General features: G+C 73.5%; 20 protein-coding genes and 1 pseudogene. 11 read left to right on the plus strand and 10 right to left on the minus strand.

Going from position 1 to position 25,907, the window contains the following annotated elements; all coding sequences use genetic code 11:
• Positions 1 to 7: 7 nt before the first annotated feature.
• The 10 genes and pseudogenes from GA0070558_RS34570 to GA0070558_RS23925 form a co-directional block, all read left to right on the plus strand.
• Positions 8 to 199 (plus strand): annotated as a pseudogene (locus GA0070558_RS34570) (MbtH family protein); the annotation flags it as partial.
• A gap of 475 nt (positions 200 to 674) precedes the next feature.
• Complete coding sequence (locus GA0070558_RS23885; protein WP_176734351.1) at positions 675 to 1,745, plus strand: glycosyltransferase family 9 protein; 1,071 nt, start codon at positions 675 to 677, stop codon at positions 1,743 to 1,745.
• The gene (locus tag GA0070558_RS23890; protein ID WP_091283773.1) at positions 1,735 to 3,360 is read left to right on the plus strand and encodes a carbamoyltransferase C-terminal domain-containing protein; all 1,626 of its coding nucleotides are present in this window, start codon (positions 1,735 to 1,737) and stop codon (positions 3,358 to 3,360) included. The genes GA0070558_RS23885 and GA0070558_RS23890 overlap by 11 nt, the downstream gene beginning before the upstream one ends.
• Positions 3,357 to 4,664: a coproporphyrinogen-III oxidase family protein gene (locus GA0070558_RS23895; RefSeq protein ID WP_091283776.1), complete on the plus strand. Its 1,308-nt coding sequence runs from the start codon at positions 3,357 to 3,359 to the stop codon at positions 4,662 to 4,664. Before GA0070558_RS23890 ends, GA0070558_RS23895 begins: the two co-directional genes overlap by 4 nt.
• Before the next feature lie 28 nt (positions 4,665 to 4,692).
• Complete coding sequence (locus GA0070558_RS23900; protein WP_091283778.1) at positions 4,693 to 5,664, plus strand: aspartyl/asparaginyl beta-hydroxylase domain-containing protein; 972 nt, start codon at positions 4,693 to 4,695, stop codon at positions 5,662 to 5,664.
• Positions 5,661 to 6,146 (plus strand): ankyrin repeat domain-containing protein, encoded by a 486-nt coding sequence (locus GA0070558_RS33915; RefSeq protein ID WP_091283780.1) that lies wholly within the window; start codon positions 5,661 to 5,663, stop codon positions 6,144 to 6,146. The genes GA0070558_RS23900 and GA0070558_RS33915 overlap by 4 nt, the downstream gene beginning before the upstream one ends.
• Complete coding sequence (locus GA0070558_RS23910) at positions 6,143 to 7,117, plus strand: aspartyl/asparaginyl beta-hydroxylase domain-containing protein (RefSeq protein ID WP_091283782.1); 975 nt, start codon at positions 6,143 to 6,145, stop codon at positions 7,115 to 7,117. Before GA0070558_RS33915 ends, GA0070558_RS23910 begins: the two co-directional genes overlap by 4 nt.
• An 11-nt stretch (positions 7,118 to 7,128) precedes the next feature.
• Positions 7,129 to 8,868, plus strand: a complete 1,740-nt coding sequence (locus GA0070558_RS23915; protein ID WP_176734352.1) for a carbamoyltransferase family protein — start codon at positions 7,129 to 7,131, stop codon at positions 8,866 to 8,868.
• Positions 8,869 to 8,877: 9 nt separating this feature from the next.
• Positions 8,878 to 10,992 (plus strand): SGNH/GDSL hydrolase family protein, encoded by a 2,115-nt coding sequence (locus GA0070558_RS23920; protein WP_141722300.1) that lies wholly within the window; start codon positions 8,878 to 8,880, stop codon positions 10,990 to 10,992.
• 2 nt (positions 10,993 to 10,994) lie between these two features.
• A complete protein-coding gene (locus tag GA0070558_RS23925; RefSeq protein ID WP_091283788.1) occupies positions 10,995 to 11,876 on the plus strand; it encodes a GNAT family N-acetyltransferase in 882 nt (293 codons plus the stop codon).
• A gap of 163 nt (positions 11,877 to 12,039) precedes the next feature.
• Here GA0070558_RS23925 and GA0070558_RS23930 read toward each other — a convergent pair whose 3' ends face one another.
• Positions 12,040 to 12,558, minus strand: a complete 519-nt coding sequence (locus tag GA0070558_RS23930; protein ID WP_091283790.1) for a DUF4254 domain-containing protein — start codon at positions 12,556 to 12,558, stop codon at positions 12,040 to 12,042.
• Positions 12,559 to 12,601: 43 nt separating this feature from the next.
• The gene (locus GA0070558_RS23935) at positions 12,602 to 13,246 is read right to left on the minus strand and encodes a biliverdin-producing heme oxygenase (RefSeq protein WP_091283792.1); all 645 of its coding nucleotides are present in this window, start codon (positions 13,244 to 13,246) and stop codon (positions 12,602 to 12,604) included.
• Between the two features lie 334 nt (positions 13,247 to 13,580).
• Here GA0070558_RS23935 and GA0070558_RS34575 point away from each other — a divergent pair, with 334 nt between their 5' ends.
• Positions 13,581 to 13,706, plus strand: a complete 126-nt coding sequence (locus tag GA0070558_RS34575; protein ID WP_256092094.1) for a hypothetical protein — start codon at positions 13,581 to 13,583, stop codon at positions 13,704 to 13,706.
• A 46-nt stretch (positions 13,707 to 13,752) separates the two neighbouring features.
• On the opposite strand, the gene GA0070558_RS23940 is transcribed toward GA0070558_RS34575, so the two are convergent.
• The 8 genes from GA0070558_RS23940 to GA0070558_RS23975 form a co-directional block, all read right to left on the minus strand.
• A complete protein-coding gene (locus tag GA0070558_RS23940) occupies positions 13,753 to 14,979 on the minus strand; it encodes an MFS transporter (RefSeq protein WP_176734353.1) in 1,227 nt (408 codons plus the stop codon).
• A 1-nt stretch (position 14,980) separates the two neighbouring features.
• Complete coding sequence (locus tag GA0070558_RS23945; protein ID WP_091283796.1) at positions 14,981 to 16,342, minus strand: condensation domain-containing protein; 1,362 nt, start codon at positions 16,340 to 16,342, stop codon at positions 14,981 to 14,983.
• A 4-nt stretch (positions 16,343 to 16,346) separates the two neighbouring features.
• Positions 16,347 to 18,842 carry a tetratricopeptide repeat protein gene (locus GA0070558_RS23950; RefSeq protein WP_091283798.1) on the minus strand — a complete coding sequence of 832 codons (2,496 nt, stop codon included), beginning with the start codon at positions 18,840 to 18,842 and terminating at the stop codon, positions 16,347 to 16,349.
• A 351-nt stretch (positions 18,843 to 19,193) separates the two neighbouring features.
• Entirely contained in the window at positions 19,194 to 19,772 is a 579-nt protein-coding gene (locus tag GA0070558_RS23955) for a hypothetical protein (protein WP_091283799.1), read from the minus strand.
• A gap of 428 nt (positions 19,773 to 20,200) precedes the next feature.
• Entirely contained in the window at positions 20,201 to 21,346 is a 1,146-nt protein-coding gene (locus tag GA0070558_RS23960; protein ID WP_091283801.1) for an alanine racemase, read from the minus strand.
• Entirely contained in the window at positions 21,343 to 22,941 is a 1,599-nt protein-coding gene (locus tag GA0070558_RS23965; RefSeq protein ID WP_091283803.1) for an IucA/IucC family protein, read from the minus strand. Before GA0070558_RS23965 ends, GA0070558_RS23960 begins: the two co-directional genes overlap by 4 nt.
• Entirely contained in the window at positions 22,938 to 24,557 is a 1,620-nt protein-coding gene (locus GA0070558_RS23970) for an IucA/IucC family protein (RefSeq protein ID WP_091283805.1), read from the minus strand. The genes GA0070558_RS23965 and GA0070558_RS23970 overlap by 4 nt, the downstream gene beginning before the upstream one ends.
• On the minus strand, positions 24,554 to 25,723 hold the full coding sequence (locus GA0070558_RS23975) for an ATP-grasp domain-containing protein (RefSeq protein ID WP_091283807.1): 1,170 nt from the start codon (positions 25,721 to 25,723) through the stop codon (positions 24,554 to 24,556). Before GA0070558_RS23975 ends, GA0070558_RS23970 begins: the two co-directional genes overlap by 4 nt.
• Positions 25,724 to 25,907 lie beyond the last annotated feature (184 nt).

A 25,907-nucleotide genomic window follows, 5' to 3' on the forward strand; every position in this document is an offset into this window, starting at 1 on the left:
CGAGACGATGGAGTCGGACGAACAGGCCTACCAGGTCGTGCTCAACGACGAGGAACAGTACTCGATCTGGCCGGTCGACCAAGACCTGCCCGACGGCTGGCGGCCGTCCGGGGTGACCGGTCTCCGTACGGAGTGCCTCGCCCACATCGACGAGGTGTGGACCGACATGCGGCCGCTGAGCCTGCGCCGCTACATGGCGGAACACGCCGACGACGGGTACGAGGACGACCTCGTCGAGCTGGAGGAGGGGCCGTCCCTGGTGGACCGCCTCAGCGCCGGGCTGCATCCGGTGGAGGCGGTGCCACGGCTCGAGCGCGGCCCGGCGGCCTTCAGGGAAGCGCTGGACAACGGGTACGTGTTCGTCCGGTTCACCGGGACCGTGGGCGGCACCGAACTGGGGGTGCGGGTGGACGCCGGGGCCACCGACCGGACGGCGGCGGACTTCACGGCGGGTACCGGCACCGTCCACCTCGAAGGCACCCTGAATCTCGACTTTGAGGACGTGCGCTGCGTCGCCGACATCGACCTGGCCACGTTCACCGGACAGGGCCGGCTGGAGCGCGTCGTTGAGCCGTGACGGCCTTGTCGGATCGGGAGCGGCCTCGCCCGCCGTCCCCGCGGTCCGGCGTGTCTGCCTCTTCGCCCAGCTTCACCGGCCGGGCCTGGGTGACCTGGTGCAACGCAACATCCTGTTGGAGGTGGTGCGGCGGGTCTGGCCGGGCGCCGAGATCACGCTGGTGGTCGGTGCGGGCCTGTACCGCCGCTTCGCCGAACTGCTGGATCTGCACCTGGGAGTGAGCCACGTCCTGCCCTGTCCCGACCCGACCACGGCGGACGCGCACCCGTACGACGAGTTCGTGGCTCGGCTGGCCGGGCGCGGGTTCGACCTGTGTGTCGTCGATCCCGGCTCGCATACCATCGATGCCGGCCACGCCGAGCGGGCGGGCATCGGGGCGCGGGTGGGGCTGCCCCGGGGACTGGCGTCCGACGCCGACCTGACCGTTCGGGTCCGGCTGCCCGCTCCACCGGGCCGCTGCGACCTGTACGACTACGCGTGCGCCTTCGCCCGCGCGCTCGGCGGTTCGCCGCCGGCCCCGGAACAGACGGTCCCGCCGCTGGCGGTGCGCCCCGAGCCGGTGCCCGAACTGGTGGCGCCCGGGCCGCGCGTCGGCGTCCATCCGGGTGGGCAACCACACTGGAACCGCCGCTGGCCGCTGGAGCGCTATCACGCGCTGTGCGAGCGGCTCACCGGGGAACTTGGCGCGAGCCTGTACCTGCTCGGTACGGCGGCCGAGCTGCCGGAGTTGACCGCGTTGCGTGAGCGGGTGTGGGCGATCCGGCGGGACGCGGTGGTCCATCTGGACGTCGGCCGTCCGCTGAACCGGACGGCGAACCTGCTGGCCGGGCTGGACCTGCTTGTGGGCAACGATTCCGGCCTGGCCCACGTCGCGGCGGCCCTGGGTGTGCCCACGGTCGTGCTCTACGGGCCCACCGGCACCGAGACGCTGTGGTCCCGGGTGTACCCCCGGCATCGGGGCGTCTCGCTGCGCTATCCCTGTCAGGCCATCACCCACACCGTGGACGGGGTGGCCGATCGTCGCTGCGCGTACGACTGCGTGGTGCCGTACCGCTCGCCCCGAGGGCCGTACCCTCGTTGTCTCACCGATCTCGAACTCGCCCCGGTATGGGCGGCGACGACGGAGCAGCTGCACGCCGACCAGAGCGGAGTACAGCATGGACGGTGACCGGTCCCGGTCGACCCGGGTCATCCTGTCGATCAACTTCAACCACGACGGCTCCGGCGTCCTGCTCGTCGACGGTGAGATCGCCGGGTACCTGACCACCGAGCGGTTCTCCCGGCTGAAGAAGCACCCGGGCCTGCGTGAGGACGATCTCGACGAACTGTTCACCCAAGCCGGCGTGGACCTGGCCGACGTGGACCACGTGCTGCTATGCAATCTGCATAACATGGACTCACCTGACATTCCAGTCATGCACGGATCGGATCTCAAGCACACCTGGTTCGAGTTCTGGGTCAACCAGACCAACACGGCCGTACGGATCCGCGGCCGGCGCATCCCGTGCACGGTCAACCCGGACCACCACCTGATCCACGCCGCCGCCGCCTACTACACCTCGCCGTTCGAGTCCGGTGTGGCGCTGGCCATCGACCCCACCGGATGCCGGGCGTTCGTCGGCCGGGACCACCGGCTGCAACCGTCGCTGATCGACTTCGACGCCTGGTTCAACGCCAACATCGGCTACTGCCAGGTCGCCAACCTCCAGTTCGGCTCAGCTATCGTCGGTGCCGGCAAGGTCATGGCGCTGGCGCCCTACGGTAGGCCGGCTGACGGCCCGGCCGCCGAGGCGGCCGACGTGCGGACGTTTCCGCAGCTGCTGGCCCTGGCCGAGAAGGACCCCCGGCCGGTGGCGGTCGCCGGCCGTGAACTCAACGCGACCCTCGCGTTCTACATCCAGCTCGGCCTCGAACGGCAGCTCGGCGTGGTCTTCGACCAACTCGCCCACTACGCCACGCGCAACGGCGTGGCCAGGGCGGTCGCCCTGTCTGGCGGGACGGCGCTGAACGTGGTCGCCAACGAGATTGCCTTCCGGCGGTCGGGGTTCGAACGCATTCATCTGCATCCGGCGTGTGGTGACGACGGGACCGCGCTCGGCGCCGCGCTGTGGTTCTGGCATCACGTGCTGGGCCATCCGCGACGCGGGTACACCGCGGCGGAACTCATGTACGCCGGCCCCGAGTATCCGGAGCCCGCGGTTCGGCGGGCACTGGCCGAGCACGGCGACCGGATCGTCGTCGAGCCGACCGGTGACCACGTCGAACGGGCGGCGGACCTGCTGGCCGCCGGAGAGGTGATCGGCTGGTTCGACGGGGCCGCCGAGGTCGGGCCGCGTGCGCTGGGACACCGCAGCATCCTCGCCGACCCCCGGGACGCGGCGATGCGGGACCGGATCAACGCGACCATCAAGTTCCGGGAACACTTCCGGCCACTGGCACCAGCGGTGCTCGACGAGCACGCGGTGGAGTGGTTCGGCATCCGGGACAGCCCGTTCATGCTGCGGGCGGCGCCAGTGCTGCGCCCTGGGGTGGACGCGGTCACCCACGTCGACGGCACCGCCCGGCTGCAGACGGTCGCCCGGTCGGACAATCCGGCCTACTACGATCTGATCCGGGCCTTCGCCGCCCGCACCGGTGTCCCGATGGTGCTCAACACGAGCCTGAACACCAGGGGTGAGCCGATCGCGCAGACTCCGTCGGACGCGCTGCACACCCTCGTCGAGGGCGGGCTCGACCGCCTGGTGCTGCCCGGGTACGTGGTCGGCCGCCGGGGCGCACGGTGACCGGGCACCCCGGCGGGGGCGACGGTCCGGCCGGCCGGCTGCCGTCGGCCCGGCTGCTGGCGGCCGTCGCCGAGGTCGTGGCAGCCCGGACCGGGCCGCCGCTGGAGCTGTACGTCAACATTCCGTTCTGCGCCACCAAGTGCCACTTCTGTGACTGGGTGGCGGACGTGCCGGTGCACCGGCTGCGTACCGACTCGACGGGGCGGCGGCCGTACCTCGACGCGCTGTGCGAGCAGATCCGGTTCTACGGGCCCGTACTCACCCGGCTCGGCTACCGGCCGCACGTCATGTACTGGGGCGGTGGCACGCCCACGCGGCTGGAGCCGGACGAGACGCGCCGGATCCACCAGGCCCTGGACGAATCGTTCGACCTGTCCGGGCTGGTGCAGTGGTCGATGGAGACGACCCCGAACGACCTCACCGACGAGAAGCTCGCCACGATGCGCGAGCTGGGGGTCAACCGGGTCAGCATCGGGGCGCAGTCGCTCGACCCGGACCAGTTGCGCCGGGCCGGCCGGGGCCACGATCCGGCCCAGGTGCTCGCCGCGGTCGACGCGGTGCGCCGCGCCGGCATCGACAACTTCAACATCGACCTGATCAGCAGCTTCCCGACCGAGACCGATCCGGGCGCGCTGGCCCGCACACTGGCGACCCTGCTTGCCCTCGATCCGCCGCACGTCTCGGTGTACCCGTACCGGGCCACACCGCGGACCGTCATGGCGATGCAACTCGACCGGCAAATTCTGCGCGCCTGGGACCGGGAGTCGATGATCCACTCGTACGAACTGGCGATGGGGATGCTCGGCGACGCCGGATATCACGAGTACTGCCACGGGTACTGGGTGCGGCACGCCCGGCACGAGGACATCGACGGGAACTACAAGTACGACCTCAGCGGCGACAAGATCGGGTTCGGTAGTGGCACCGAGTCCGTCCTCGGGCACCACCTGCTGCTCAACCCCAACGCCGACTACACCGGCTACCTGGCCGCGCCGCGCGAGTTCGCCCACGTCGAACGGTTCTCGCTGCACCGGCCGCAGCGGCTCACGGCGCTGGTCGGCGGCGCCCTGATGACCCGGGAGGGGGTCGACTACACGCGGTTGCACACTCTGACCGGGCTCACCTTCGCCGACCTGCGACGTACCCCGCATTTCGCCGCCTGGCTCGCCCTGCTCGCCGAGTGCGGCGGCCGGTTCGTCGAGGACGACACCGGGTTCCGGATGGAGGTCGACACGATCCACCGGGCCTACATCACCCACCTCGCCTACACCATGACCCACGGTCTGGCTCTCGGACGCGGCTGACCGCCCCCTGCGCACGGAAGGAGTCCCGATGTCGCCCCCACCCCGCTGGTCGGCGGCGGCGCGTAGCGCCTACAACCGGCTGATCGAAACCCTGGCGGAGGAAGCCGGGCCGGACGGTGCCCGGCGGTACGCCGACCTCGCCGTCGCCGACGGTCTGTGGCGGGACCCGCTGCAACGCCCGGAGCACTACCTGCCGTCGCTGCCACCCCGGCCGGTATACGACCCGGCCGGCTTCTGGTTCTGCTCCTACCTGGAGGAGAACTACCAGCGCATCCGCGCGGAGGTCGACCAGGTCACCGACCCGGCCCGGTCCGGATTCGTGGCCGCCGACGCCGCACTGGTCGGCACCGGCCGGTGGGAGGAGGTCACCTTCTACGAGGGCGGGCACCGGTTCGCCGAGGCGTGCGCCCGCTTCCCGGTGACCGCCTCGGTCATCGAGGGCATCCCGGAGGCCGCCGCAGCCGGCATCGGTGTGGTGACCCTCTCCTGGCTACACCCGGGCACCCGCATCCGGCCGCACTGCGGCGGCACGAACGCCCGGCTGCGGGTACACCTCGGGTTGCGAGTACCTCCCGGCGCGCGGATGCGGGTCGGCACCGAGTCGCTGACCTGGCAGGAGGGCCGCTGTCTCGTCTTCGACGACTCCTTCGAGCACGAGGTGCGGCACGACGGAGAGCTGCCACGGGTGATCCTGCTCATGGACGTGTGTCATCCCGCGCTCGACCCGGTGGAGCTGGACCTGCTGATGGCCGGTCAGGGCACCTTCGAGGAACGCGCCGCCGGTTTCCTGCGTGACCGGGGCCTGCGCCGGGTGGAACGGGCGGGCGGCGCGGTCCGCGCCGACCTCGATCCCGCCAGCGCCCGGCAGGTGGTCCAGTACCTGGACGGGCAGGGCGCCGACTCGGTCGAACTGCGCGACGGGCGGCTGGTTCTCGGTAGGGCCGCGACGCCCGGCCGGGCACCCGATGAACCGGCGGAATCGGATCGGGAGGAACGATGACCCACACTGACCCGACCCAGCGGGACGACGACGGGTGGAGCGCCCTCGACCACGCGGCCGGGCGCGGCGACGTCACGCTGGTAGAGCGGCTCCTCGCCGCCGGTGCCGACCCGCACGAGGAGGGCCCCGACGGGCACACGCCGTACGAGATCGCGCTGGCCGCCGGCCGGCGCGCCGTGGTCGAGGCGATCCGGGCCGTGGACGACCGGGAGCGAACGTGGCAGCCGTACTGCCGTGCGTACCCCGAGCCGGAACTCGTCGCGTTCGACGGCTGGCCGTCTCCGGCCGCCGACGTTGCCGGCGACGCCGTGCTGTTCCTGCACCACGACCTCACCGTGACCCGTTCGGTCTGGCCCGGCGAGCAGGTCGTCTTCGACCAGGTCACCCCGGCCTGGGAGCGGTTCTGCCGCGACCGGCTCGGCTTCGCGGTGCCGGACGACCGGGACCTGATGCCCACCGACGCCGAGGAGAAGGCCGGATGAACCCGCGAGCCGCGGTGGCGGCACGGTCGGCCGGCGCGGTGCCGGCCGAGGCCGCCGGCCGCCTGCGCAAGCGGTACGAGAGCCTGATCTGCGACCTGCTCGGGGAAGGGCTCACCGGCCCGGCGTACCAGATCGCCGACCTGGCGGTGGCGGACGGGCTCTGGGCGGAACGGCTGCAACGTCCGATCGAGCTGCACCCGACCACCCGCCGGTGCGCGTTCTTCGAGCCGGACGACTTCTGGTTCACGTCCCACCTGCGCCTGCACTGGCCCCGTATCCGCGCCGAGATCGAGGGGATCGCCGATCCGGCCCGGGCCGGCTTCTCCACCGCCGGGCTGGACGGGTCCAGCGTGCGCGGCGGCCTATGGCACCAGCTGATGCTGTGGGACCGGGGTCGCCGCTTCGACCGGGCGTGCGACCTGCTGCCGGCGACCGCCGAGGCGGTGGCCGCGATCCCCGAGGCGACGGTGGCCGGCAACGGCTTCGTGATGGTGTCGTGGCTGCAACCCGGCACCTGGATCGCCCCCCACTGCGGGCCGACGAACGCCAAGGCCCGAACCCACTTCTGCGTCCGTACCGACCCGGAGGCGCGGATTCGCGTCGGTGACCGGGAACGCCGGTGGGAGGAGGGGGCCAGCTTCACCTTCGACGACTCGTTCGAGCACGAGGTCTGGCACAAGGGGACGACACCCCGGGTGGTGCTGATCGTGGACACCGCGAACCCGTACCTGACCGAACCCGCCACCGTGGTCCGTCGGGACCAGGCGAACCGGACCGACGAGATGCACGGCTTCATGACCGCCATGCAACTCGAACGTGTCGTGCGGACCGCGGACGGCGTCGAGGTCACTCCGAATCCGGCGATGACCGAGTTCATCCGTTCGTACATGGACACCCGTCAGATCGGGGTGGTGGAGCTGAAGGGTAGCCGGCTCGCGGTCACCTTCGCCGGGGACGGTAGCTCCCGGTGAACGTCGTCGGGGTGTCAGCATTCTACCACGACTCGGCGTGCGCGGTCGTGGTGGACGGCCGTCTGGTCGCGGCAGCCCAGGAGGAACGGTTCACCCGGCGCCGGCACGACCGGGACGCGCCGCTGTACGCGTACCGCTCCTGCCTGGAACTGGCCGGTATCGGTCCGGCCGACGTCGACCTGCTGGCGTACTACGAGAACCCCCGGCGCAAGCTGAGCCGGCAGTTGTGGCTGGCCCTGGCCGACGACGCGGACCCGGGCCGGATGCCGCGCCTGGACGCGACCCAACCGGAGCGGGAGCTGCGCGAGCGGCTGGGATTCGACGGCCCGTTCGTGACCGTCGACCACCACGAGGCGCACGCCGCCAACGCCTTCTACTGCTCCGGGTTCGAGGAGGCGGCCCTGTTCACCGCAGACGCGGTGGGGGAGTGGACCACCACCAGCTACGGCGTCGGCGATGGCGACGGGATCCAGATCACGGGCGAGGTTCCGTTCCCGCACTCGCTCGGCCTGCTCTACAGCGCCGTCACCGCCTTTCTCGGCTTCTCGGTCAACGGCGACGAATACAAGGTGATGGGGCTCGCCGCGTACGGCCGCCCCCGCTACTACGATCGGCTCGCGGAGCTGGTCACGACCGGTCCGGATGGCCAGTTCCGGCTCGACGCCGGTCTCGTCCTGCCGCGCCTGGGCGGGCCGCTCTACCCGGACTCCCTCGCCGCCCGGCTCGGGGTCACTCCCCGACTGCCCGGCGGCGAGATCGCCGAAACCCATCGGGACCTGGCCAGCAGCGTGCAACTGCTGCTGGAGGACCTGCTCGGGCAGGCGCTGGAGTACCTGCACAGTGCCCATCCCTCGGAGAACCTCTGCTACGCCGGCGGTGTCGCACTCAACTGCGTGGCCAACTCGCGGCTGCGCCGGCGCGGCCCGTTCCGCCACTGGTTCGTGCCTCCGGCACCCGGGGACGCGGGATCCGCCGTCGGTGCCGCGCTGTTGGCCCACCACCGGGCGGACGGCGACCGCCACGTCCGGCGGCTGGCCGACGCCCGGCTCGGCGCGGCCCCGGGGCGGGGCGCGCTGACCGCCGTGCTGACCGAGGCGGACGTGGCGTACGAGGACTACACCGGACGAGAGAGCGATCTGCTCGAGCGGGTCACCGACCTGCTGGTCCAGGGCGCCGTACTCGGCTGGCACCAGGGCCGGATGGAGTTCGGCCCTCGGGCGCTGGGTGGACGCTCGATCCTGGCCGACCCGCGCGACCCCGCGATGCGGGACCGGATCAACCAGCGGGTCAAGAAGCGCGAGGAGTTCCGGCCGTTCGCCCCCGCAGTGGTCGCCGAGCGGGCCGCCGACCTGTTCGAACTTGACGTCGACTCGCCGTTCATGCTGGAGACGGCCGCCGTGCGGCCGGGGGTGACGCTGCCGGCGGTGTCGCACGTGGACGGCTCCGCTCGGATCCAGACCGTGGCCCGGGACGTCGCGCCCCGCTTCCACGCGTTGCTGACCTGCTTCGGCAGGCGGACCGGAATGCCGGTGCTGCTCAACACCTCGTTCAACGTCGCGGGAGAGCCGATCGTCAACGACGCGTTGGACGCGTTGTCATGTTTCGTCCGGGCTGGACTGGACGCCCTGGTGGTCGACGACATCCTGGTGCTGCGTGCGGCCGTACCGCCGGCCTGGCGGGACCATCTCAGCCGGGCCGCCGACCGGCATGCGCCACGCGTCCACAACGACAGCTACTCGTTCTTCCTCTAGGAGGTGCCCGTGCCGGAACCAGCCGACCACATCCGGGCCGCCGACCGGCTCGCGGACCTGCTCGGCGACGCGCGGGGCGCGGAGACCGTCCGGATGCTGCAGTGGCTGCGCGCCACGAGCCAGCCGGCGCCGGTCACCTCCGCCGATCGTCCCACGCCGTCCGGCCCGGCCCGCATCGGCGTGTGGGACGTCGTCGACACGGGAAGCGGCCCGGGACTGCGCCGTACCGACGGTGTCCCGACCGCCGAGGCGAGCACCTGGTCGACCGTGCGGGATGTGCTGGGCAAGGGTGCGGCCCGGCGGGTGGTACTGCTCGGGGAGTCGGCAGCCAGGGGGTACCTGCTCGACCCGGTGTACAACCCCGCCACCTCCCTGACCCGCCACCTCGACACCGGCAACGGACCGGACTACCAGTGCGTCGATCTCGCACGGACCAGCCTCAGCCTGGGCCAGTTGCGGCAGATGGTCGGTGACCTCGCCCGACTCGCACCCGACGTGGTCGTGGTCTTCGCGGGCAACAACTGGAGCATCTCGGCGTACGAGGGTATCCACCCCGGTCGGTCGGCGCTGCTGGCCGGCGCCCTGCGCGCGGGCGGATACCGGGCGATGCGGAACACGTTGCTCGACGAGGTCCTGCTGCCCCAGGTGGACGCCCTGCTCGACGACCTGCGGCGGCTGCGCGACGAGGCCGGGGTGCAGGTCGTGCTGGTGGTACCGGAGTTCAATCTCTGCGGCTGGTCGCCGCTGGGCCCCGTCGACGCGGTCGACGTGCCGATGATGCCGGAGAAGGCACTGTCCCGCTGGTACACCGCACGCCGGAAGGCCTTGTCCGCCCTGACCGAGGGGCGCTGGCACGACCTCGCCGACCTGGCCGGGGAGATGACCGGCCTGGACGGCGGACTCAGCCCGGTGCCGGGACACCTGCTCGGCACCGCGCTGACGGCACTGGGCCGGCACGCCGCAGCCCGGGATGCGTTCGAGCAGTCCCGCGACAGCGTCTGCGGCCTCATGGTGAAATACCTGCCCCGGACTCCCCGCCTGGTACAGGACAGGCTTGTCGCCTTCGCCCGTGCACACCGGCTCGACATCGTCGACCTCCGCGCTGAACTGTGCCGCGACGACGCACCGGAGCTACCGGATCCCGACCACTTCCTCGACTACTGCCACCTGAGCCACAGCGGCGTCGACCGCGCCATGTCGGCGGTTGCCCGCCGGATCACCGACGGAGAAGCCGGAGCACCGGAGCCGACGGAACCGCGCGCGACGGCGGGGCGGACCGGACCCGGGCCGGCCGAACCCGCCACGGCCGGCGGACGCGAACAGGCGGTGAGCCTGGTCCTGGCCGCGACCTACAACGCCTTCTGCGGGCAACCTTCCGCCGTGGTGCGGCGCTATCTGGACCGGGCGCTGGCCGCCCATCCGCCGATCCGGGCGATGCTCGCCGCGCTCGACCGGCTGCTGGCCCGACCGGGCCCGGTCTGGGCGAGCCCGCAGCTCGGCCCGCTGGCGGCCGACCCGAACGCGGCTCTGATGTTCGAACGGCTGAGCGACTACCGGCCGCACGAGTCCCGGTTGTGGACCCTGCGGGACTGCCTGGCCGACGTGGCCGGTGACAGCGGATCCGGCCCGTCCGGTGGCGCGCGCCCGGACGGCGCTCCGGCCCGGCCGGCATCGGCGTTCGAACTGCTCGACATCACCTCGACCATTCTCGGTGTCGGCGCGGTACGCAACTACACCCCGCCGAGGAGCTACCTCCAGGCGAACCTGCGCGAGACCGAGGTGCGCCTTGCCCTGGCCACGCCGGTTGACGGCGTCCTGCGGGTGACGCACCGGCACCGTGCGGGATCGCCGGACCCGGTCCGGCTGACCGTCAACGGCACCACCGTCGGAGAGTTCACCGCCGGGCCGGACTGGCGGGTCACGGACCTACGGGTGCCGGCGGCGGTGACCCGCGGCGGCGCGAACACGATCCGGCTGAGCTGGCCGGGCCCGGCGGTGGACAACGCCACCCGGATCCGCGAGGATGCTGCGGCGCTGGGCCGAGGTGAGCCTCCCTACGTGCTGCCGCTCTTCGGCGAGCTGCACAGCCTGACGTTCCACCCGGTCGCGGCCGAGGAAGGGTGACCATGGAGTTGACCACAGGCCGGATCGGGCTGACCCCGCTCGACCTCGACCGGGACCTGGCGGACCTGCACGTGGCGTACGCCGACCCGCTGGTGATGGCCCGCTGGCTGCACGAGCCCGCCTCGACCTCGCCGGACGAGACCCGCCGACGGCTCGCGAGCCGGTCCAACCTGCCCGGCGCACGGCTGTGGTCGGTCCGCCGTGCCGGGCACACGTCGGCACTCGGCCTGGTCGAGCTGATCGGATCCACCGCACCTCCGGGCATGTCCTGGATGCTGCGCCAGGACGCGTGGCGACAGGGCCTCATGGGAGAGGCCGTCGCTGCCGTGGTGGCCCACCTGCTCGGCCCTGGCGGCTTGGACCTGGTGGAGGCATGGGCGGACGCGACAAACACCGCCTCCCTGGCGGTGGCCCGCCGGGGCGGGTTCACCGAGCGGGGCCGGTTCGCCGCCCGTCACCCCGACGGCAGACGGCATGAGACGGTCGTGCTGGGCCGGCGGCGTATCGAGGATCCGACGGACCTGTACGCGGCCGAGGTCGTCCTCCCGGTCCGTGACGTGGCCGGCACCCTGGACTTCCTGCACCGGGCGTTCGACTGCACCACGGCGTTCCGCCACGGCGAACCACTACAGCGGGCCGGGGTCCGACTCGGGCCGTGGAGCAGCAGCCGGGGCCTTCAACTGGCGCTCGCCCCGCCCGACAGCCGAATCGACCCGGCCACGGTCTACCTGCACGGCGGTGCCCCGGCCGAACTGCTACGAGAGCGCTGCCTGGCGGCCGGGGGATCGGTGCCGGATCCGATCCGGGACCAGCCGTGGGGCCGGTTCGAGTTCTCGGTACAACTTCCGGAGGGGCACCGACTCGTCATCGGAACGCCGGTATGATCAGACCATCGACGATTCGTAGGGCCGCCGTCCCGGACCGTCGACACCCGCCTGGCCTTGGAGCAGCCGCGCGCTGCGATCGCTCTCGCCTCGGGGCACGGCGGACCGCAGCACTGAACTTCGCCGCGGAGGGCGGACCCGACCCCTCCCCAGGGCTTCCGGGCTAGGCCGTCGGCTCGGCGCCCGCTGCCGGAAGGTAGCGTTTCAGTACCCCGGCGCAGGGTAGCCGCCGTCGTCGGAGCCAGAGATCGGTCCAGTCCGCCACCGTGGCGGCGTGCAGGTCGGCGAGTTGGCGCCGGGCGTACCCGACGCGCCGGTCCCCGGTCTCGTCGAATTTGCGTACCCGCAGGACGGCTACGGTGAGCCGGTCCAGCGTCAGGCCGATGGTGCAGGACAGCGGCGAGACGTCGAGCCCGTCGGCGGGCAGTACTGCGGCCGACAGTTGATCGATCTCTGTCATCAGCGCGGCGCGGGCCATGTTGCATCTGTCCACCGACCGTTTCACCTGCCCGAGTCGCTGGTCGTCGAGGGCGCCTCGCGCTTCGTCCTCCAGCCACCACAGCCGGGCGTTCGTCCGGTGCAGGTCGGCGGCCAAAGCCGAGATGCCGTGTAGCGCGGGGGTGCTGCCGACCCGCAGCACCCGCAGGGCATCGTTGACCGGGTCTGCCCCTGCCTCGTCCATCAGGTTTCGCCGACCATCGCCGGTAGCCCTCCGATGATCTGTGTCAGACCGGGCCCAGTACCCGGTCGGCCAGCGCCTCGAACAGCGCGTTGGTCAGCGTGAACGCCTGGACCGCCTCCTGGGTGACCCGGCCCCGCTCGGCCGCGTCCCACGCGACGGCGTCGAGTAGGGCGTGGTACCGGTTGCGGAATGCGTCGACGTCGGGAATGTCGGCGAACTCGTAGAAGCGGATGCCAGCGCCGGTCAGGCCGCGGTGTCGCGCCATTCGGCTGCGAAACACCTGGCCACCGGAGAGGTCGCCGAGGTATCGGACATAGTAGTGGGCGACGTAGCCGGCCGGCCAGGTCTGCGCCAGTTCGGTGATGCGCAGGCAGTGCGTCCGGGTCACCGGCAGTGGTGTGATCTTGGCTCGCCAGTCCTGACCGTGGTAGAAGGCGAGATCGTCGCCGAGGATGGCGAGCCGGTCCAGCTCCCTGAAGAGGAACCTGCCGCTGATCGGGTCGGCACGTACGAGTGCCGAGGACTCCTCGAATGCCTTGAAGATGAAGTACCGCTGGGTGGCCAGTTCACCGAACCCGGTCACGGCGAGCTGGCCATCCATCAGCGCGTCGAGATAGCGTGCCCGCTCGGCCGTGCGGTGGGCGAGGTAGAGAGCGTGCCGCAGTGTCTCGGAGAAGGTCCGCCTCATCGCAACCGTCCTCCGATCGTCGACCGTCGCCGCCCGCGAGGCCAGGAACAGGCCATGATAAGTGTAACTACCTGGATCGGTGTGTCGATCCTTTCCTGGCCCGGTGCTCCAGCCGTAGCTTCTACGAGCGATGCCTGCACCTGCTGACCGAGGCGGGATGCCCGACCTTGCCGTACGAAGGCCAGCTGGCAAACGTCGAGCGGCTGGACCGTCGACCTCAGCGGCACCATGGCACGGTTGCGGGTTGAGTGCCACCGAGCAGCTTGCCTACCCGTGAACGGCGGAAGCGTTGTACGAGCGGCTGCCGGACGAGCTGTGCGACAGGGTCTCACCGGTGGACTTCGACGACTTCGTCACGAGGCTCGCCCACGTCGGCGAGGCCGACGACGCCGGCTTCGACGAGGTCCGCATCCGCTCCTCCGGCCACGCCCGTAGGCTGCGCATCTCGATCCGACGGTGAGGCGACCGGTCGTCGGGGGAGACGTCCGGTCGCGGTGTTCCGCCGGTCAGCCCGGCTCTCGCAGCCCGACGCCGAGGCGCAGCAGCGGCAGGCAGGACACGAGCAGGCCGACGGCACCCACCCACAGGGCTGCCCGGGCGTCGGCGGCGGCCCCCAGCACGGTGCCCAGCAGCGCGCCCAGCGGCATCGCCCCGCCGAGCAGGAACCGCATGGTGGCGTTCATCCGGCCCAGCAGTTCGGGCGGGCACAGCCGCTGGCGCAGGCTGACCTGGGTCACCGTGGAGGCCGTCGCGCCCGCCCACAGCAGCAGGTAGCCGCCGGCCGCCAGCCAGATCCGGCCGGCGCTGTCGATCAGAGGGGTGAGCAGCGCGAACGGCGCGGTGGCGAGGAGGCAGAGCCAGGCGGAGCGGTGCTGCCCGAGCCGCTGGGCCAGGGGGCGGACCAGCACCGCGCCGAGGATCCCGCCGGCCCCACCCGCGCTGAAGTACGCGCTGGCCGCCGCCGGGGACGCGCCCAGCTCGCTGACCAGTCGCACCGGCACCATCGTCTGCAACACCAGGGCGAACATGTTGTACGCGCCGCCGGCCAGCGCCAGCACGCGCAGCACCGGGTGGCGCAGCACGTACGCCACGCCCTCCCGGATCTGCCCGGCGAGCCGGGACCGGCGAGGGGTGGCCGGCCGCGGGTCGGCCGCGCGGATCCGGGCCAGGTACGCGGCGGACCCGGCGAACCCCGCCGCGATCAGCAGCACGGCGGGTCCGGTGCCGGCCAGCTCGACGGCCAGCCCCGCCAGCGCGGGACCCGCGACCTGCGCCACCGCGAGGGTGGTGCTCAGCCGGGCGTTGCCCTCGACCAGTTCCTCGGGCCGCACCAGCCGGGGGAGATAGCTCTGGTGCGCGACGTCGAAGAACACGGTGAGCACCCCGACGCCGAGGACGACGACGTACAACTGGCCGAGCGCCACCCCGCCCGGCGCCGCCGGCACGGCCAGCGAGGCGACGAGCGCGGCCCGCCCCAGGTCGGCGCCGATGAGCAGCCGCCGCTGCCGCACCCGGTCGACGACCGCGCCGGCGGGCAGGCCGACGACCAGGAACGCCACCGTGCCCAGCGTGCCGACCAGACCCACCTGCCACGCGGAGGCGTGCAGCGGGCCGACCGCGACCAACGGCAGCGCCACCAGGGCCATCCGGGCGCCGAACTGGCTCGCGACCGCCCCGAGCCACAGGGACCGGAAGTCGTGCTGCCGGAGCAGCCCGGAACGGCGGTGCGCCACGTCAGGTCGGCGCGGCCGTGGCCGGGGCGTCGGCCGCCCGCAGCCACGTCGCCCGCAGCAGGTCGGCGGCCCGGTCGGCGTCGATGTCGGGCCGCTCCGCGAGCAGTTCGAAGAACCGGACCAGAGCCGCGCCCACCGGCTCCGCAGCCGGCAGCACCTCGGGGTCGTGGTGGACGGTCAGCCCGGGCCGCTCGGCCGACCACGTGACCGCCAGGTGCAACGCGTTGTGGGCGGGGAACCCGCGCCGGCCGGCGGGCGGGCGCACAGCGCCGCGCAACAGGCGGCCCGCCGGGCCGATCGTGGCGGAGCCGAGCGGGTGGGTGCGCTCCGCCGCCACCACGTTGAGCACGAGGCGACGCCGTTCGCGCAGGGCCTCGATGCCACCGAAGTCGGTCAGCCACTGGCCGAGCAGGGGCGGCGCGGCGGCGTTGGCAGCGGCGAGGCCACTGACCCAGCCGGCGAGCGAGGGGGCCGCGACGTCGTCCGGCGGCACGCTCACCACCGCCTCGTGCAGCGCGCCGGGGACCTCCAGGCTCTCCCGCGTCCACCGGCCGCCCCGCGCGTACAGCACCGGGACGTGCGTCTCGGCCCAGAGCCCCAGCAGGAACGACAGGGCCGCCAGGAGCAGGCCGGAGCCCGTCGCGCCGGTGCGCTCCCGACCCCGCCGGATGGCCTCGGCGGTGTCGCCGTCCAGCCGCAGCGGCCAGGCGGCCGTCGCCGTCGTGTCCCGCCACGGCTTCCAGCGCCCACCGGGGAAGGCGACGGCGGGGACCTCCCGGCTCATCGCCTCCGCCCAGAACTCCCGGGAGGCGGACCGCCGCGGGTCCGCCGCGACCTCGGCCGCGTGCGCGAAGAACGACGGCGCCGGCGGCGGCGGGCACTCCGGATGCTCGTATGCCGCCGCCGCGCGGCGCACGAACCGGGTGTGCGTCGCGTGGTCGGCGAAGCCGTGGTCCACCACGAGGGCGAGCGCGTGCTCGTCCGGGGCCAGCCGCACCAGGCAGGCGCCGGCCAGCGGGTCGCGGCGCAGGTCGATCGGCGCGTACACCGCGTCGCCGAGCGCCGCGCCGGCCGCCGCCAGCCGCCGGTCCGCCGGCACGTCGGCACAGTCCACCGTGGTCACCGGGAACGGCTGCCCGGCCCCGCACACCAGCTCGGGGCCCGGGGCGAACCGGGCCTGCCACACGTCGTTGCCAGCGGCGACGGCCCGCAGGGCGGCGGCCAGGCGGGGCACGTCGACCTCGCCGCGGACGTGCCACAGCGTCCAGGCCCGGGGCATCGGGTTGTGCCGGGGCAGGCCGGCCCCGTCGGTGTCGCTGAGCAGCAGCAGTTCCCGCTGCGCCCCGTAGGGCGCCACCCCCACCGGCTCACCCCTCGAACGCGGGCAGCCCTGGCCACGCCGGCTGGCCCGCGGCCCAGGCTGCCAGCACCCCCCGGTCGTCGGGCAGCCGGCCGCGCAGGTGCAGGTCGCGCAGCCGGCGCAGCGGCGTCACCCCGGTCGGCCAGTGCGCGAGCGACCGGCGGTAGCACTCGGCGGCCAGGTCGACCCGGCCCAGCTGCTCGTGCACCTGGCCCGCGTTGAACCAGGAGATGCGGCCGTACGGGAACTGCAGGTGCGCGGCCCGCAGGTACGCGTCGAGCGCGCCGCCGACGTCGCCGGCCTGGTACCGCAGCTCCCCGGCGGTGAGCCAGGTCTTCGGGTCGATCGGGTCGACCCGCTGCGCCAACTCGTCCACCAGGGCCAGCGCGGTGTCGCGTTCGCCGAGGTACGTGTGGGTGCGCACGGCGGTCTCCACGGCCGGGAAGTAGTTGTCGGCGGCGATGACCCGGGTGTGCGCGTCGTGCCCGGTCAGCTCCCGGGCGATGCCCAGCCACCGGTCCATGTCCGCGCGCAGCAGGTCACGGTCGCCGGTGAGGAACGGCAGGAACCCCATGGCCCGGAACCATCTGCTGGTCATGATCGCGGCGTCGAACTCCGACACCTCGGGCAGTGCCGTGTACCGGGCCAGGTCCTCCGCGCCGAGCTTGCGCCAGCGGGCGATGGTCTCGGGCTCCCGACGCCGGGCCGCGTTGACCGTGGCGTTGATCGTGGTGACCACCCGCGTGCGGGCGTACCGGAGGTCGTCGCCGAGCTGGTCGTACAGCGTGCGGAAGTGCGGCTCCAGCTCGGCCGCGTGGCCCGTGGTGAGCATCTGCTCGGCGAAGATCCAGCTGGCCAGCGCGTACGCGCTCTCGGGGTCGCGGACCGGCACGTCCGGCCCGGGAAGGATGCCCCGGGCCTCGGCGTGGAAACCCACGGCGGACAGCAGCCGGCCCAGCAGCGCCCGGTCCAGCAGCGGCAGGTCCGACGCGTGGGCCAGCCGGTCCCGCAGCTCGGGCGGGCAGCCGTCGGGTGCCGCCAGCCACGTCCGGTAGTCGGCCGAGGCGCCACCGGAGGCGTACCCGTACACCGCTGCCGTCGCCTGCATCTCGTCGCGGAACATGGCGGCCGTGGCCCGCTGCGGGTGGATCTCCCGGAACCACGGCTCGCGACGCTCCAGCACGGCGGCGTACGACATCAGTGGCGTGTGGATCGCGACCGGCGGGGTGTCGACCGGGTCGAGGATCTCGCTCGGGCTCAGGTCGAGAAACGGCCGGTAGCGCTCGATCGGGAGCGGCCGCGCCCCCGCCGCCGGCTCCCGCGCCGCGACCGTCGGCTCCCGCGCCGCGACCGCCCACCGCACCGCGTCGGCGCAGACCGTGCCGCCCAGCGCCGGGCGTCGCGCCACCAGGACCGCCAACCGGTCCCGTTCCTCGCCGCGGTCCGAGGCGAGCAGGTCGGCGAGCGCCCCCACCAGCTCGCCGGCGTCGGCCGGAGACGCCGGTCCAGCGGGGCTGGCTGTCGCGGCGGGCGCGTCGTCCTCGACGGCCGAGGTGGGGGCCGCCAGGTCGAGCAGCCCGGCCAGCGCCGCGGTCCGCTCCGTCAGCCCGGTCCGGGCGGCCACCCGGTAGTGGGTGCGGGCCGCCTCCCGGTCGCCCGCCGCCCGGGCCGCGTCAGCCGCGAGGAGCCGGGTCGCCGCGCCGGTCGGGTCGAGGTCGAGGGCGACGCCGGCGAACTCGCGCGCCGGCCCGCCGCCGGTCGCGTTCAGGGCGGCGCGGGCGGCGGCGCGCAGCAGCGCCAGCGCGGCGTCGCGCGCGAGGAAGTCGTCCCGGTCCGTCCCCAGGTCGCGGGCGACGGCGCGGACGGTGTCGGCCTCGGGCGTCGGCCCGCCCGGGCTGCGCAGCCGCACGGCGAGGACCCGGGCCCGGGCGACCACGCCGAGCCGGTCGCCGGCCAGGCCGGCGGCCAGCGACTCCGCCACGGCGAGCGCTTCGGCGGCCGGCTGCCCGTCCGCTGCGACCCGGCCGGCGTGGGCCAGTGCGGTGGCGAGGCGGACCGGCAGGCCCGCCGCCTCGGGTGGCACCGGGGGAAGCGGTTGCCGGCCGTCCTCGGCGAGCAGCAGGTCGCGCCAGGCGCGCACCGGGGAGGGTGCGTCGCCACCGAGCCGCCGCAGCAGTCTCGCGGCGTCCTCCCGGCGGCCGAGCGCGCGCATCAGGCGGGCCGCCCACAGCAGACCGGCGGGGTCGTCCGCTTCGAGCCGCTCCCGCACCTCGGTCGGCGCGACGAGGGTGTCCGTGGCGTCGAGCAGGCCGCAGCGGCGCATCGCGCGGCGCAGGCCGGCGGGCGGCGCGTGTGCGGGCAACCAGCCGCACGGGTCGGGCCGGCCGATCCAGAACAGCGCCGCCTCGGCGACCAGGGCCGGCGGGACCGCGGGATCGGCGGTCAGGTCGATCAGCGGGCGCAGCGGCAGCGCCGCCGGATCCCGCCAGGCGATGTCGGCCATCCCTTACCTCCCGGCCCGGTCGGTTGGTGCGGTGCCGAGGGGCGGACACGCGACGACGGGACAGCCCGCGCCCGCCCGGTTGGTGACCGGCGGGTCAGTTGATGACGGCGTTGATCAGGCCCACGGCGGATCCTTCGAGGTCCTCGTAACGCTCCATGCTCGGCACCTCCTCCCGATCACGTGAGGAAGACGGGCGATGACGGCCCCTACTGCCGCCATTCTCGCCCAGCCAGTGATATCAGTCAATCAACTGCAAGCGGGTGCCCGTCGCGCCCCCGGTGCAGCGGCGGCGGCCGGGACGACGGCGGGAATGGTGTGGGGGCACGCGTGCCGTCCGGCCCTCCGGCGTGCTCACAGCCTGGCTGCGGCGTCGTACCTCCGGCGCAGGTCGGCCATCTCCTTGGCGCCCAGCGCCTCCTCCTGCGCCAACGTCGCGTACTTGGCCGGGAACATCTGCCGCAGCCGGTCGATGAACCTGACGCCCTCTGTCGCCTCGACGACCTGGATGCCCAGGGGCTCGGTGGACATGTCCATGATCAGCGGACCGGCAAGCTTGACCGCCACGTCCCAGGGGCGCTTCTGCTCGGCGATCCCGCAGAGGTGGAAGCCGTACACCTTTTGGACGTCGGCGAGGGTGGTGGCCCCGGCCGGCTCGTAGCCGTAGACGCGGACCCCGCAGATCACCGGCGGCTTCTCCTCGGTGGCGGCCTGTTGGGCGTTGTGCCCGGCGTGGTTGTGCTGCCCCGGGTCCGCCTGTTCGAGCGTGGTGCGCATCCGGGCCACGATCTGCGCCTGCAGATCCGCCGGCTCCGCCTCCCCGCCGGCGGCCCGGTTGAGGAAGACCACGCTGGCCGCCACCGTCAGCAGGATCACCGCCACCCACACCAGGCGGTGGCGATACCACCCCGCGAAACCCTCTCGGGAATTCATGATCGCTTCTCACCTCGTTGCCGGCCCTGCCGCGCTGGCAGGCCGATCGGATGCCCCTAGCGCCAGGCGTCGAGCGCGTCGGGCGTCGGAGACACGGGCCGGGGGACACCGTGGCGGGCGAGAGTGCCCGCCCGGCGTGGTGCCCGTCATCGGGCGATGACCCGGTGACGTGGTGTGCGGGCACCCGCCGAAGCGGCGTGCTGCCGGCACTGCGCTGCTCCCGTGCTTGCCGTTGCTCAGCGCGGTTGCCCCCGCGCTGCGGCGATATGAGCTATTCCAACACCTCTGGATCCTTCTGGCAACATCGACGAGCGACGGTGTCGACACGGGACGGTCGCCCTCGCTGCCGAGGGTGCCGGCGGGCGAGCCGGCACCGTCCGGGTCGGTGCCGCCGGCGGGTGTGCCGACGGCTCACCGGCCGGGCAGTGTCAGGACGGGTACGGCCGCGCCGCCCACTCGCCGGCCACCCGGTGCGGGTCACCGGTCCGAAACTCCGGGGGCTCGTGCAGCAGGAAGTCCCGGTGGCTGATGTTCCAGGCATACGCCCCGGCCATGGCGAAGACCAGCACGTCTCCCACGCCGATCGGCCCCGCCGTGGCCGACCGGGACAGGACGTCCTTGGGGGTGCAGAGCTGCCCGACCACGGTGACCGCTCCGCCGTCGCTGCGAGGGCCGTCGGCAGCACGACGACGGTGCACCGTGAACGGCTGCGGATGCCCCTTCGCCGCTGGCGTGCGTAGGTGGTGCGTGCCACCGGCCACCACCGCGAACCACTCGCCGTGCGAACGCTTCACATCGACCACCTCCGCGAGATACGCCCCGCAGTAGGCGGTCACCGACCGCCCGGGCTCGACGCGCAGCCGCAGCCCCGGGTGCGCGTCGACGACATCGGCCAGCGCCCGGCCGTAGCTCACCCAGTCGAACCGTGCCGTCGGGTCGGCGTAGTCGACAGCCATGCCGCCGCCGACGTCAACCTCCTCGACGCCGACCTCGGTGACCGACCAGTGGACCACGGCGGCGGCGACCGCCCCGGCGAGCGGGGCGTCCAGCCCGCTGGCCAGGTGGGTGTGTACGCCGCGCACCTCGACGCCGGCGGGCGGCCGACGGGCGCACCGCACCGCGTCGGCCGGGTCCATCCCGAACGGGCTGGGCCCGCCGCCCATCACCAGGCTCGCCCCGGGGGTGTCCACCGGGAGGTTCACCCGCAGCAGCACCCGGGCCGGCGTGCCCGCGGCGACGGCCAGCGCTCCGAGACGTCGCAACTCGGCCGGGGACTCGACGTGGATGCGGTCCACCCCGGCGGCGAGGGCTGCGGCGAGGTCCTCGTCGGTCTTGCCGGGCCCGGCGTAGGCGGCGGGCCGCCGTCCCGGCAGCGCCTCGGCCATCCGCCGCAGCTCGCCGCGGCTGGCGGTCTCGAACCCGTCGACGACCGGGGAGAGGGTCTGCAGCACGCCCGGGTCCGGGTTCGCCTTGACGGCGTAGAGCAGCTCGACCGGCCCGGGCAACGCCGCCCGGATGGCTCGGGCGTGCACGGCCAGCCCGTCGAGGTCGTGCACGTAGACCGGCCGGGTCACCGGAGCCCGCCGATCGGGTTCGGCACCGGCACGAACGGGGCGGCGCGGTCGGCGTCACGCCGCCACCGGACCAGGAGGTTCGCCTTGGCCACCAGCGGCTCGCCGCGCAGCAGCGCACACAGTTCGGGCGGGTCACCGAGGTCGGCGGCCACCGCCGCGACGACTGCCCTCAGCATCCGCCACAGCCGGGGCTCGATGCCGGGCCGTGCGTCGGCGAGCGCGCCGCAGATGCCGGCGAGGTGGTTGACGAACAGGCAGTAGACGACGCGGCGGCGGGCGTCCAGGGGCCCGTACGCGACCTGGGGCGGGACACCGTCGGGCCAGGTGCCCCAGCGGCTGCTGTCCAGCTTTGTCCCTTCCAGGTCCCGCAACAGCATCCGCACCGGTCGGCCCTCGGGGTCGAGCACCACGACCACGTTCTGCAGGTGCGCCTCGTGCACGACGCCGTGTCGTAGCCAGCCGCACAGCACCGCGGGCACGAGCAGCTCGACGTACGACCGCCACCAGGCGACCGGGTCGGCCGGTGCCAGTGGTGCGGCGGCCAGCGTCGCCGCCAGCAGCGGGGTGTCGCCCGGCCTCAGGTGCGGGCGCAGGCCCGTGCGCAGGATCGTGCCGTACGCCTCGTCCGCGCCCTGGGCGTCGACCGTGCGGTAGGCGGGCTCGGTGAGCAGCGCGACTCCGGCCGGCATCGGCAGCCCGGACAGCAGTTCGGTCAGGGCGACCGCGGTGGTGAGCTCGTACCGGGCGTTCTTGCGCAGACAGTTGGTGATCCGCACGTGCAGGCTGGTCTTGACGAACAGGTCGGCCTCGGGGGCGTAGAGGGTGCGGACGCTCGCCGTCGGTCGCATGGGAACGCCGGCCGCACCCAGCCGATGGAGCCGGGGATGGGCCGGCGGGACCAGCGCGAGCTGCCAGGGGTGCACGGGCAGCACCCGGTGTCCGGCCGGCGGACGCGGGGGATCGAGGGCGGCCACCAGCGGGTCGAACGGCCCGGCGTCCGCGACCAGGTCGTCCGGCACCGCGAGCCAGTGCAGCCGGAACACGGAGCGTAGCTCCGGCGCGTACGCCTGCCAGCGGTCCGCGTCGCCGTTGCGCCACTTCGGTGCCGGGTGGTGCGGGTGGCCGAAGACGAGGGACTGCTCGGAGTCCACGTACGCGTCGAGGGCGTGATCCCCGGTGGGGGCGGGATCCTGGTCCGGTCGGTCGGCCAGCAGCCGGGCCACCGTGTCCCGGCTGGCCCGCACCTGCCCGGTGAACTCGTCGTTGCGGTGGCCGGTGCGGGCGGTGAGTTCCGCGGCGACCAGCTCGGCCAGCCGGCCCGCGTCGACGTCCGTCCACCGGTCGCCGTCGAGCCCGAGCTGCACGGGGCCGGTGTAGCGGTGCGCGCCGAGCGGTGAGACCCGCGCGACGGCGCAGCGCAGCCTCGCGTCGATGTGCCGCAGCCGGAGAACCGCCGCGCCCTCACGCAGGCTCACGTCGTCGTCGGGCAGGGCGATCTCGCGTACCACGCAGCCGAAGACGGCGTGGGCGGCGGCCAGGTCGGCGCGCAGGTCGGTGCCCCCGCGTCGCCGGGGCCGCGACACCGTTTCCGTCATGGTGTCTCCCGTAGGTAGTTGGGGCCGGTGCGTCGGTAGTACTTGTTGATGTCGACGCAGCCGAGCCGCTGCTTCGGCAACAGCGTGCCGGCGGTGAGCATCGCCTTGACCGGGAACCGGGCGGCGTGCAGCACCCGCTCGGTGAAGAGCCGCGCCGCCGGCCCGTCGCCCCAGCGATCCCGGGCCGCCATCAGCCTCGGCGTCAGCGCGGCGGCCGGAGAGGGCACGCGCACCCCCCGCGCGGCGAGGGCGAACAGGGGCGCCGCCGCGGCCAGGTGCAGCGTGATGGTGATGAACATGTCGGCCAGCTCCTGGGGATCCCGGGCCCACATCCGCTCGTCCCGCAGCGGGAGCCCACCGGGCCCGCCGTGGCGCGGGCCCAACCGGGCACCGTCATTGTCCTTGTAGAGGAGGCCGACCGTGCCGTCCGGGTGCACCAGCAGGTGGATGTTCTGCGGATGCGCCTCGAGCGCCACCTCGTGCCGCAGCCAGAGGCAGACGTGCCAGTCGAGCAGCAGATCCAGATAGGACTCCACGAGGGCCGACGGCTCGCCGAGGCGTTCGAGCACGGTGCCCGCCTCCGGATCGGGCGCGGCGAGGGCCGCGACCGGCACCACCCGGACCCCGGCCAGGTCGCGCGGAAACCTGCGGAGCAGGAAGCTGAGCCGGTCGTCGTCGCCGACGTGCCCGTAGCTGCTCTCCTCGGCGTGCCGGATCCGGCCGGCGAAGGCCGGCTCCGTGGCGGCGATCCGGTCGAGCAGCCCGGCGACCGCCGCGCCGTCGGCGAGGGTGCCGGGATGCAGGGTCCGTCGGTTCCTGACGCCGAGGGTCGCGGTCGGCAGCGGCAACTTCACATGGGTGTACGGGTCGTCCGCGAGCGCCACCGTCCGCATGGAGAGCGTCGGCCGCACGGTGATCGCCGGGTGTTCGCCCACCGGCAGCTCGTGCCGCCGCGCGGTGAGCGGGTGCACCGGCACCAGCACCCGGCCGGGCTGCGGTGGCTGCGGCCACCAGTCGGGGAGGTCGCCGGTGAGCCGCACGTCCGCGGCGCGGGCGGCGTGCCAGCGCAGCGTGAAGCGGGGCGCGTGCTCGGGGGCGTAGCGGCGCAGGTCGTCGTCGTCGAGGCCGTGCCGGCAGCGGTCGGTGGGGTAGACCGGATGACCGACGTGCGCGGCGAGGACGTCGTCGAGCAGCGCGGCGGACATGCCGGTGGGGGACGCCCGGCGTTCGGCTGCAACGGAGGCGAGCACCCGGCGGCGGGCCCCGGCGGCGAGCCGGCGGGCCGCGAGGTCGGCCCGGCATTCCGCGGTGAACTTCGCCCAGCCGGATTCGGCCTCCGGATCATTGCGCGGGGCGAGCAGCGCGAGGAGACCGTCCACCGTGTCCACCGGGCGGGCATCCTCGCCGGTGAGGACGTGCAGCACGGGCGCGGCGCTGCGGAGCACCTGTTGAAAGCCGTCCGCGCGGACCGGGATCCGGAGTAGCCCGGCGGAGCACGACACCGCCCACCAGCCGGGCCCGTCCGGCCGTCCGCCGCTGGACAGCGCGAGATGGTCCTCGCGTAGCAGGGCGTCGAGCACCCGGCGGAACACGACCCGCTCGCTGTCGTCGGTCATGCCACGATCGTCCAACGCAGACCGCGCCGGAAGGCGGCGAGCGCGGTCGAGACGGTGTCCCCGTCGGGGCCGATCGCGTGCAGCGCCGCGAGGTAGTCGCGGTTGGTGCCGGTGCGCTCGGCCACCCGGCCGACCTCGCGCAGGGGTCGGCACGCCAGCCGCACGCCGTCGCGGACGGTGTCCAGGCGGTCGGGGGCGGCGCTGAGCCGGCCGGACCGGTCGGCGCACACGTACTCGACGCGGGCGTGCCGGGCGACGCTGGCCGGGGCGGGCAGGTCGAGGGCCGACAGCGGCTCGCCGAGGTGCAGCCGGATGATGTGCGCGAACAGCGGCACGCCGAGCAACTCCGCCAGGAACAGGTCCATCCGGTCGCCGATCAGCCGGTAGTTCACCTCGATCAGCCGGACCCGGCCGTCCTGGACGACGTACTCGGTGTGGCAGGCGCCGAAGCGTACCCCGAGCACGTCGAGCCGGGCCCGCAGCGCGACGTCGTCGTGCTGCGGGGGCGGGGACCAGTCGAGGCTCGTCTCGGTGAACGTCGGTGGTGGACCGAGGCCGGTGCGCCATCCGCCGATGACGGCGAGACCGGCCGCGTCGCCGAGGGTGTCGTACGTCCGCAGCTCGCCGGACAGGTATTCCTCGACCACGAGCGCGACCCCGGGCCGGCGGCGGCGGATCTCGGCGATCCGGGTGGCCAGCTCGCGGGGGTCGCCCACCAGGTAGGCGTCCTCGCTGGCGACGCCGTCGCGCGGTTTGACCACGGCGGGGAACATCTCGCCCGGCACCTCGGGGGCCGTGCCGGGGTCGACGGCGACGACGTGCACCAGGTCGAGACCGGCGGCGGCGACGGCCCTGCGGGCTGCGGCCTTGTCCTTGCAGAGCCGGGCGGCGGCGGGATCCTTGCCAGGCAGGCCGAGCTTGTGCGCGGCGATCGCGGTCGCTTCCTGGAGGTGATCGCTGTTGGACAGCAGCGCTGCGGGGCGGACGGCCGCCGTGACCACGGCTGCCGCGTCGCGCACGGCGCACCGCGTGACGGGTGTGCCGGCGGGCCACTGCTCAGGCTGGTCGGTCAGCACGGTCGCCGGCAGTCCGAGCGAGGCAGCGGCCGGGAGAAAGCCTTCCAGAACGGCGTCGGTCGGGTTGAGCGCGGTGAGGTACAGCCGCATCCCGCCTCCGTTGACTGATCGATGCTGCAGATTAGGATAGCCTATCCTGATTACTCCGATCTGGTGGGTGTTGTTGTTTATGTTACGGTCACCCTTCGCCAACTGGTACGACCCGGATGCGGGCGAACCGACGATCGCAGATCCCGCCAGCGACCGGTTTCCGGAGGATCTCCAGGCCGTGCCT

This window comes from Micromonospora haikouensis (assembly GCF_900091595.1).
GTDB lineage: Bacteria > Actinomycetota > Actinomycetes > Mycobacteriales > Micromonosporaceae > Micromonospora > Micromonospora haikouensis.

Coding starts and splice junctions, on each gene's coding strand:
- GA0070558_RS23950 (WP_091283798.1), bottom strand. CDS start 18,842: ATGGCCGACATCGCCTGGCGGGATCCGGCGGCGCTGCCGCTGCGCCCG.
- GA0070558_RS23955 (WP_091283799.1), bottom strand. CDS start 19,772: ATGAATTCCCGAGAGGGTTTCGCGGGGTGGTATCGCCACCGCCTGGTG.
- GA0070558_RS23975 (WP_091283807.1), bottom strand. CDS start 25,723: ATGCGGCTGTACCTCACCGCGCTCAACCCGACCGACGCCGTTCTGGAA.
- GA0070558_RS23890 (WP_091283773.1), top strand. CDS start 1,735: ATGGACGGTGACCGGTCCCGGTCGACCCGGGTCATCCTGTCGATCAAC.
- GA0070558_RS23970 (WP_091283805.1), bottom strand. CDS start 24,557: ATGACCGACGACAGCGAGCGGGTCGTGTTCCGCCGGGTGCTCGACGCC.
- GA0070558_RS23930 (WP_091283790.1), bottom strand. CDS start 12,558: ATGGACGAGGCAGGGGCAGACCCGGTCAACGATGCCCTGCGGGTGCTG.
- GA0070558_RS23935 (WP_091283792.1), bottom strand. CDS start 13,246: ATGAGGCGGACCTTCTCCGAGACACTGCGGCACGCTCTCTACCTCGCC.
- GA0070558_RS23910 (WP_091283782.1), top strand. CDS start 6,143: ATGAACCCGCGAGCCGCGGTGGCGGCACGGTCGGCCGGCGCGGTGCCG.
- GA0070558_RS23965 (WP_091283803.1), bottom strand. CDS start 22,941: ATGACGGAAACGGTGTCGCGGCCCCGGCGACGCGGGGGCACCGACCTG.
- GA0070558_RS23900 (WP_091283778.1), top strand. CDS start 4,693: ATGTCGCCCCCACCCCGCTGGTCGGCGGCGGCGCGTAGCGCCTACAAC.
- GA0070558_RS33915 (WP_091283780.1), top strand. CDS start 5,661: ATGACCCACACTGACCCGACCCAGCGGGACGACGACGGGTGGAGCGCC.
- GA0070558_RS23925 (WP_091283788.1), top strand. CDS start 10,995: ATGGAGTTGACCACAGGCCGGATCGGGCTGACCCCGCTCGACCTCGAC.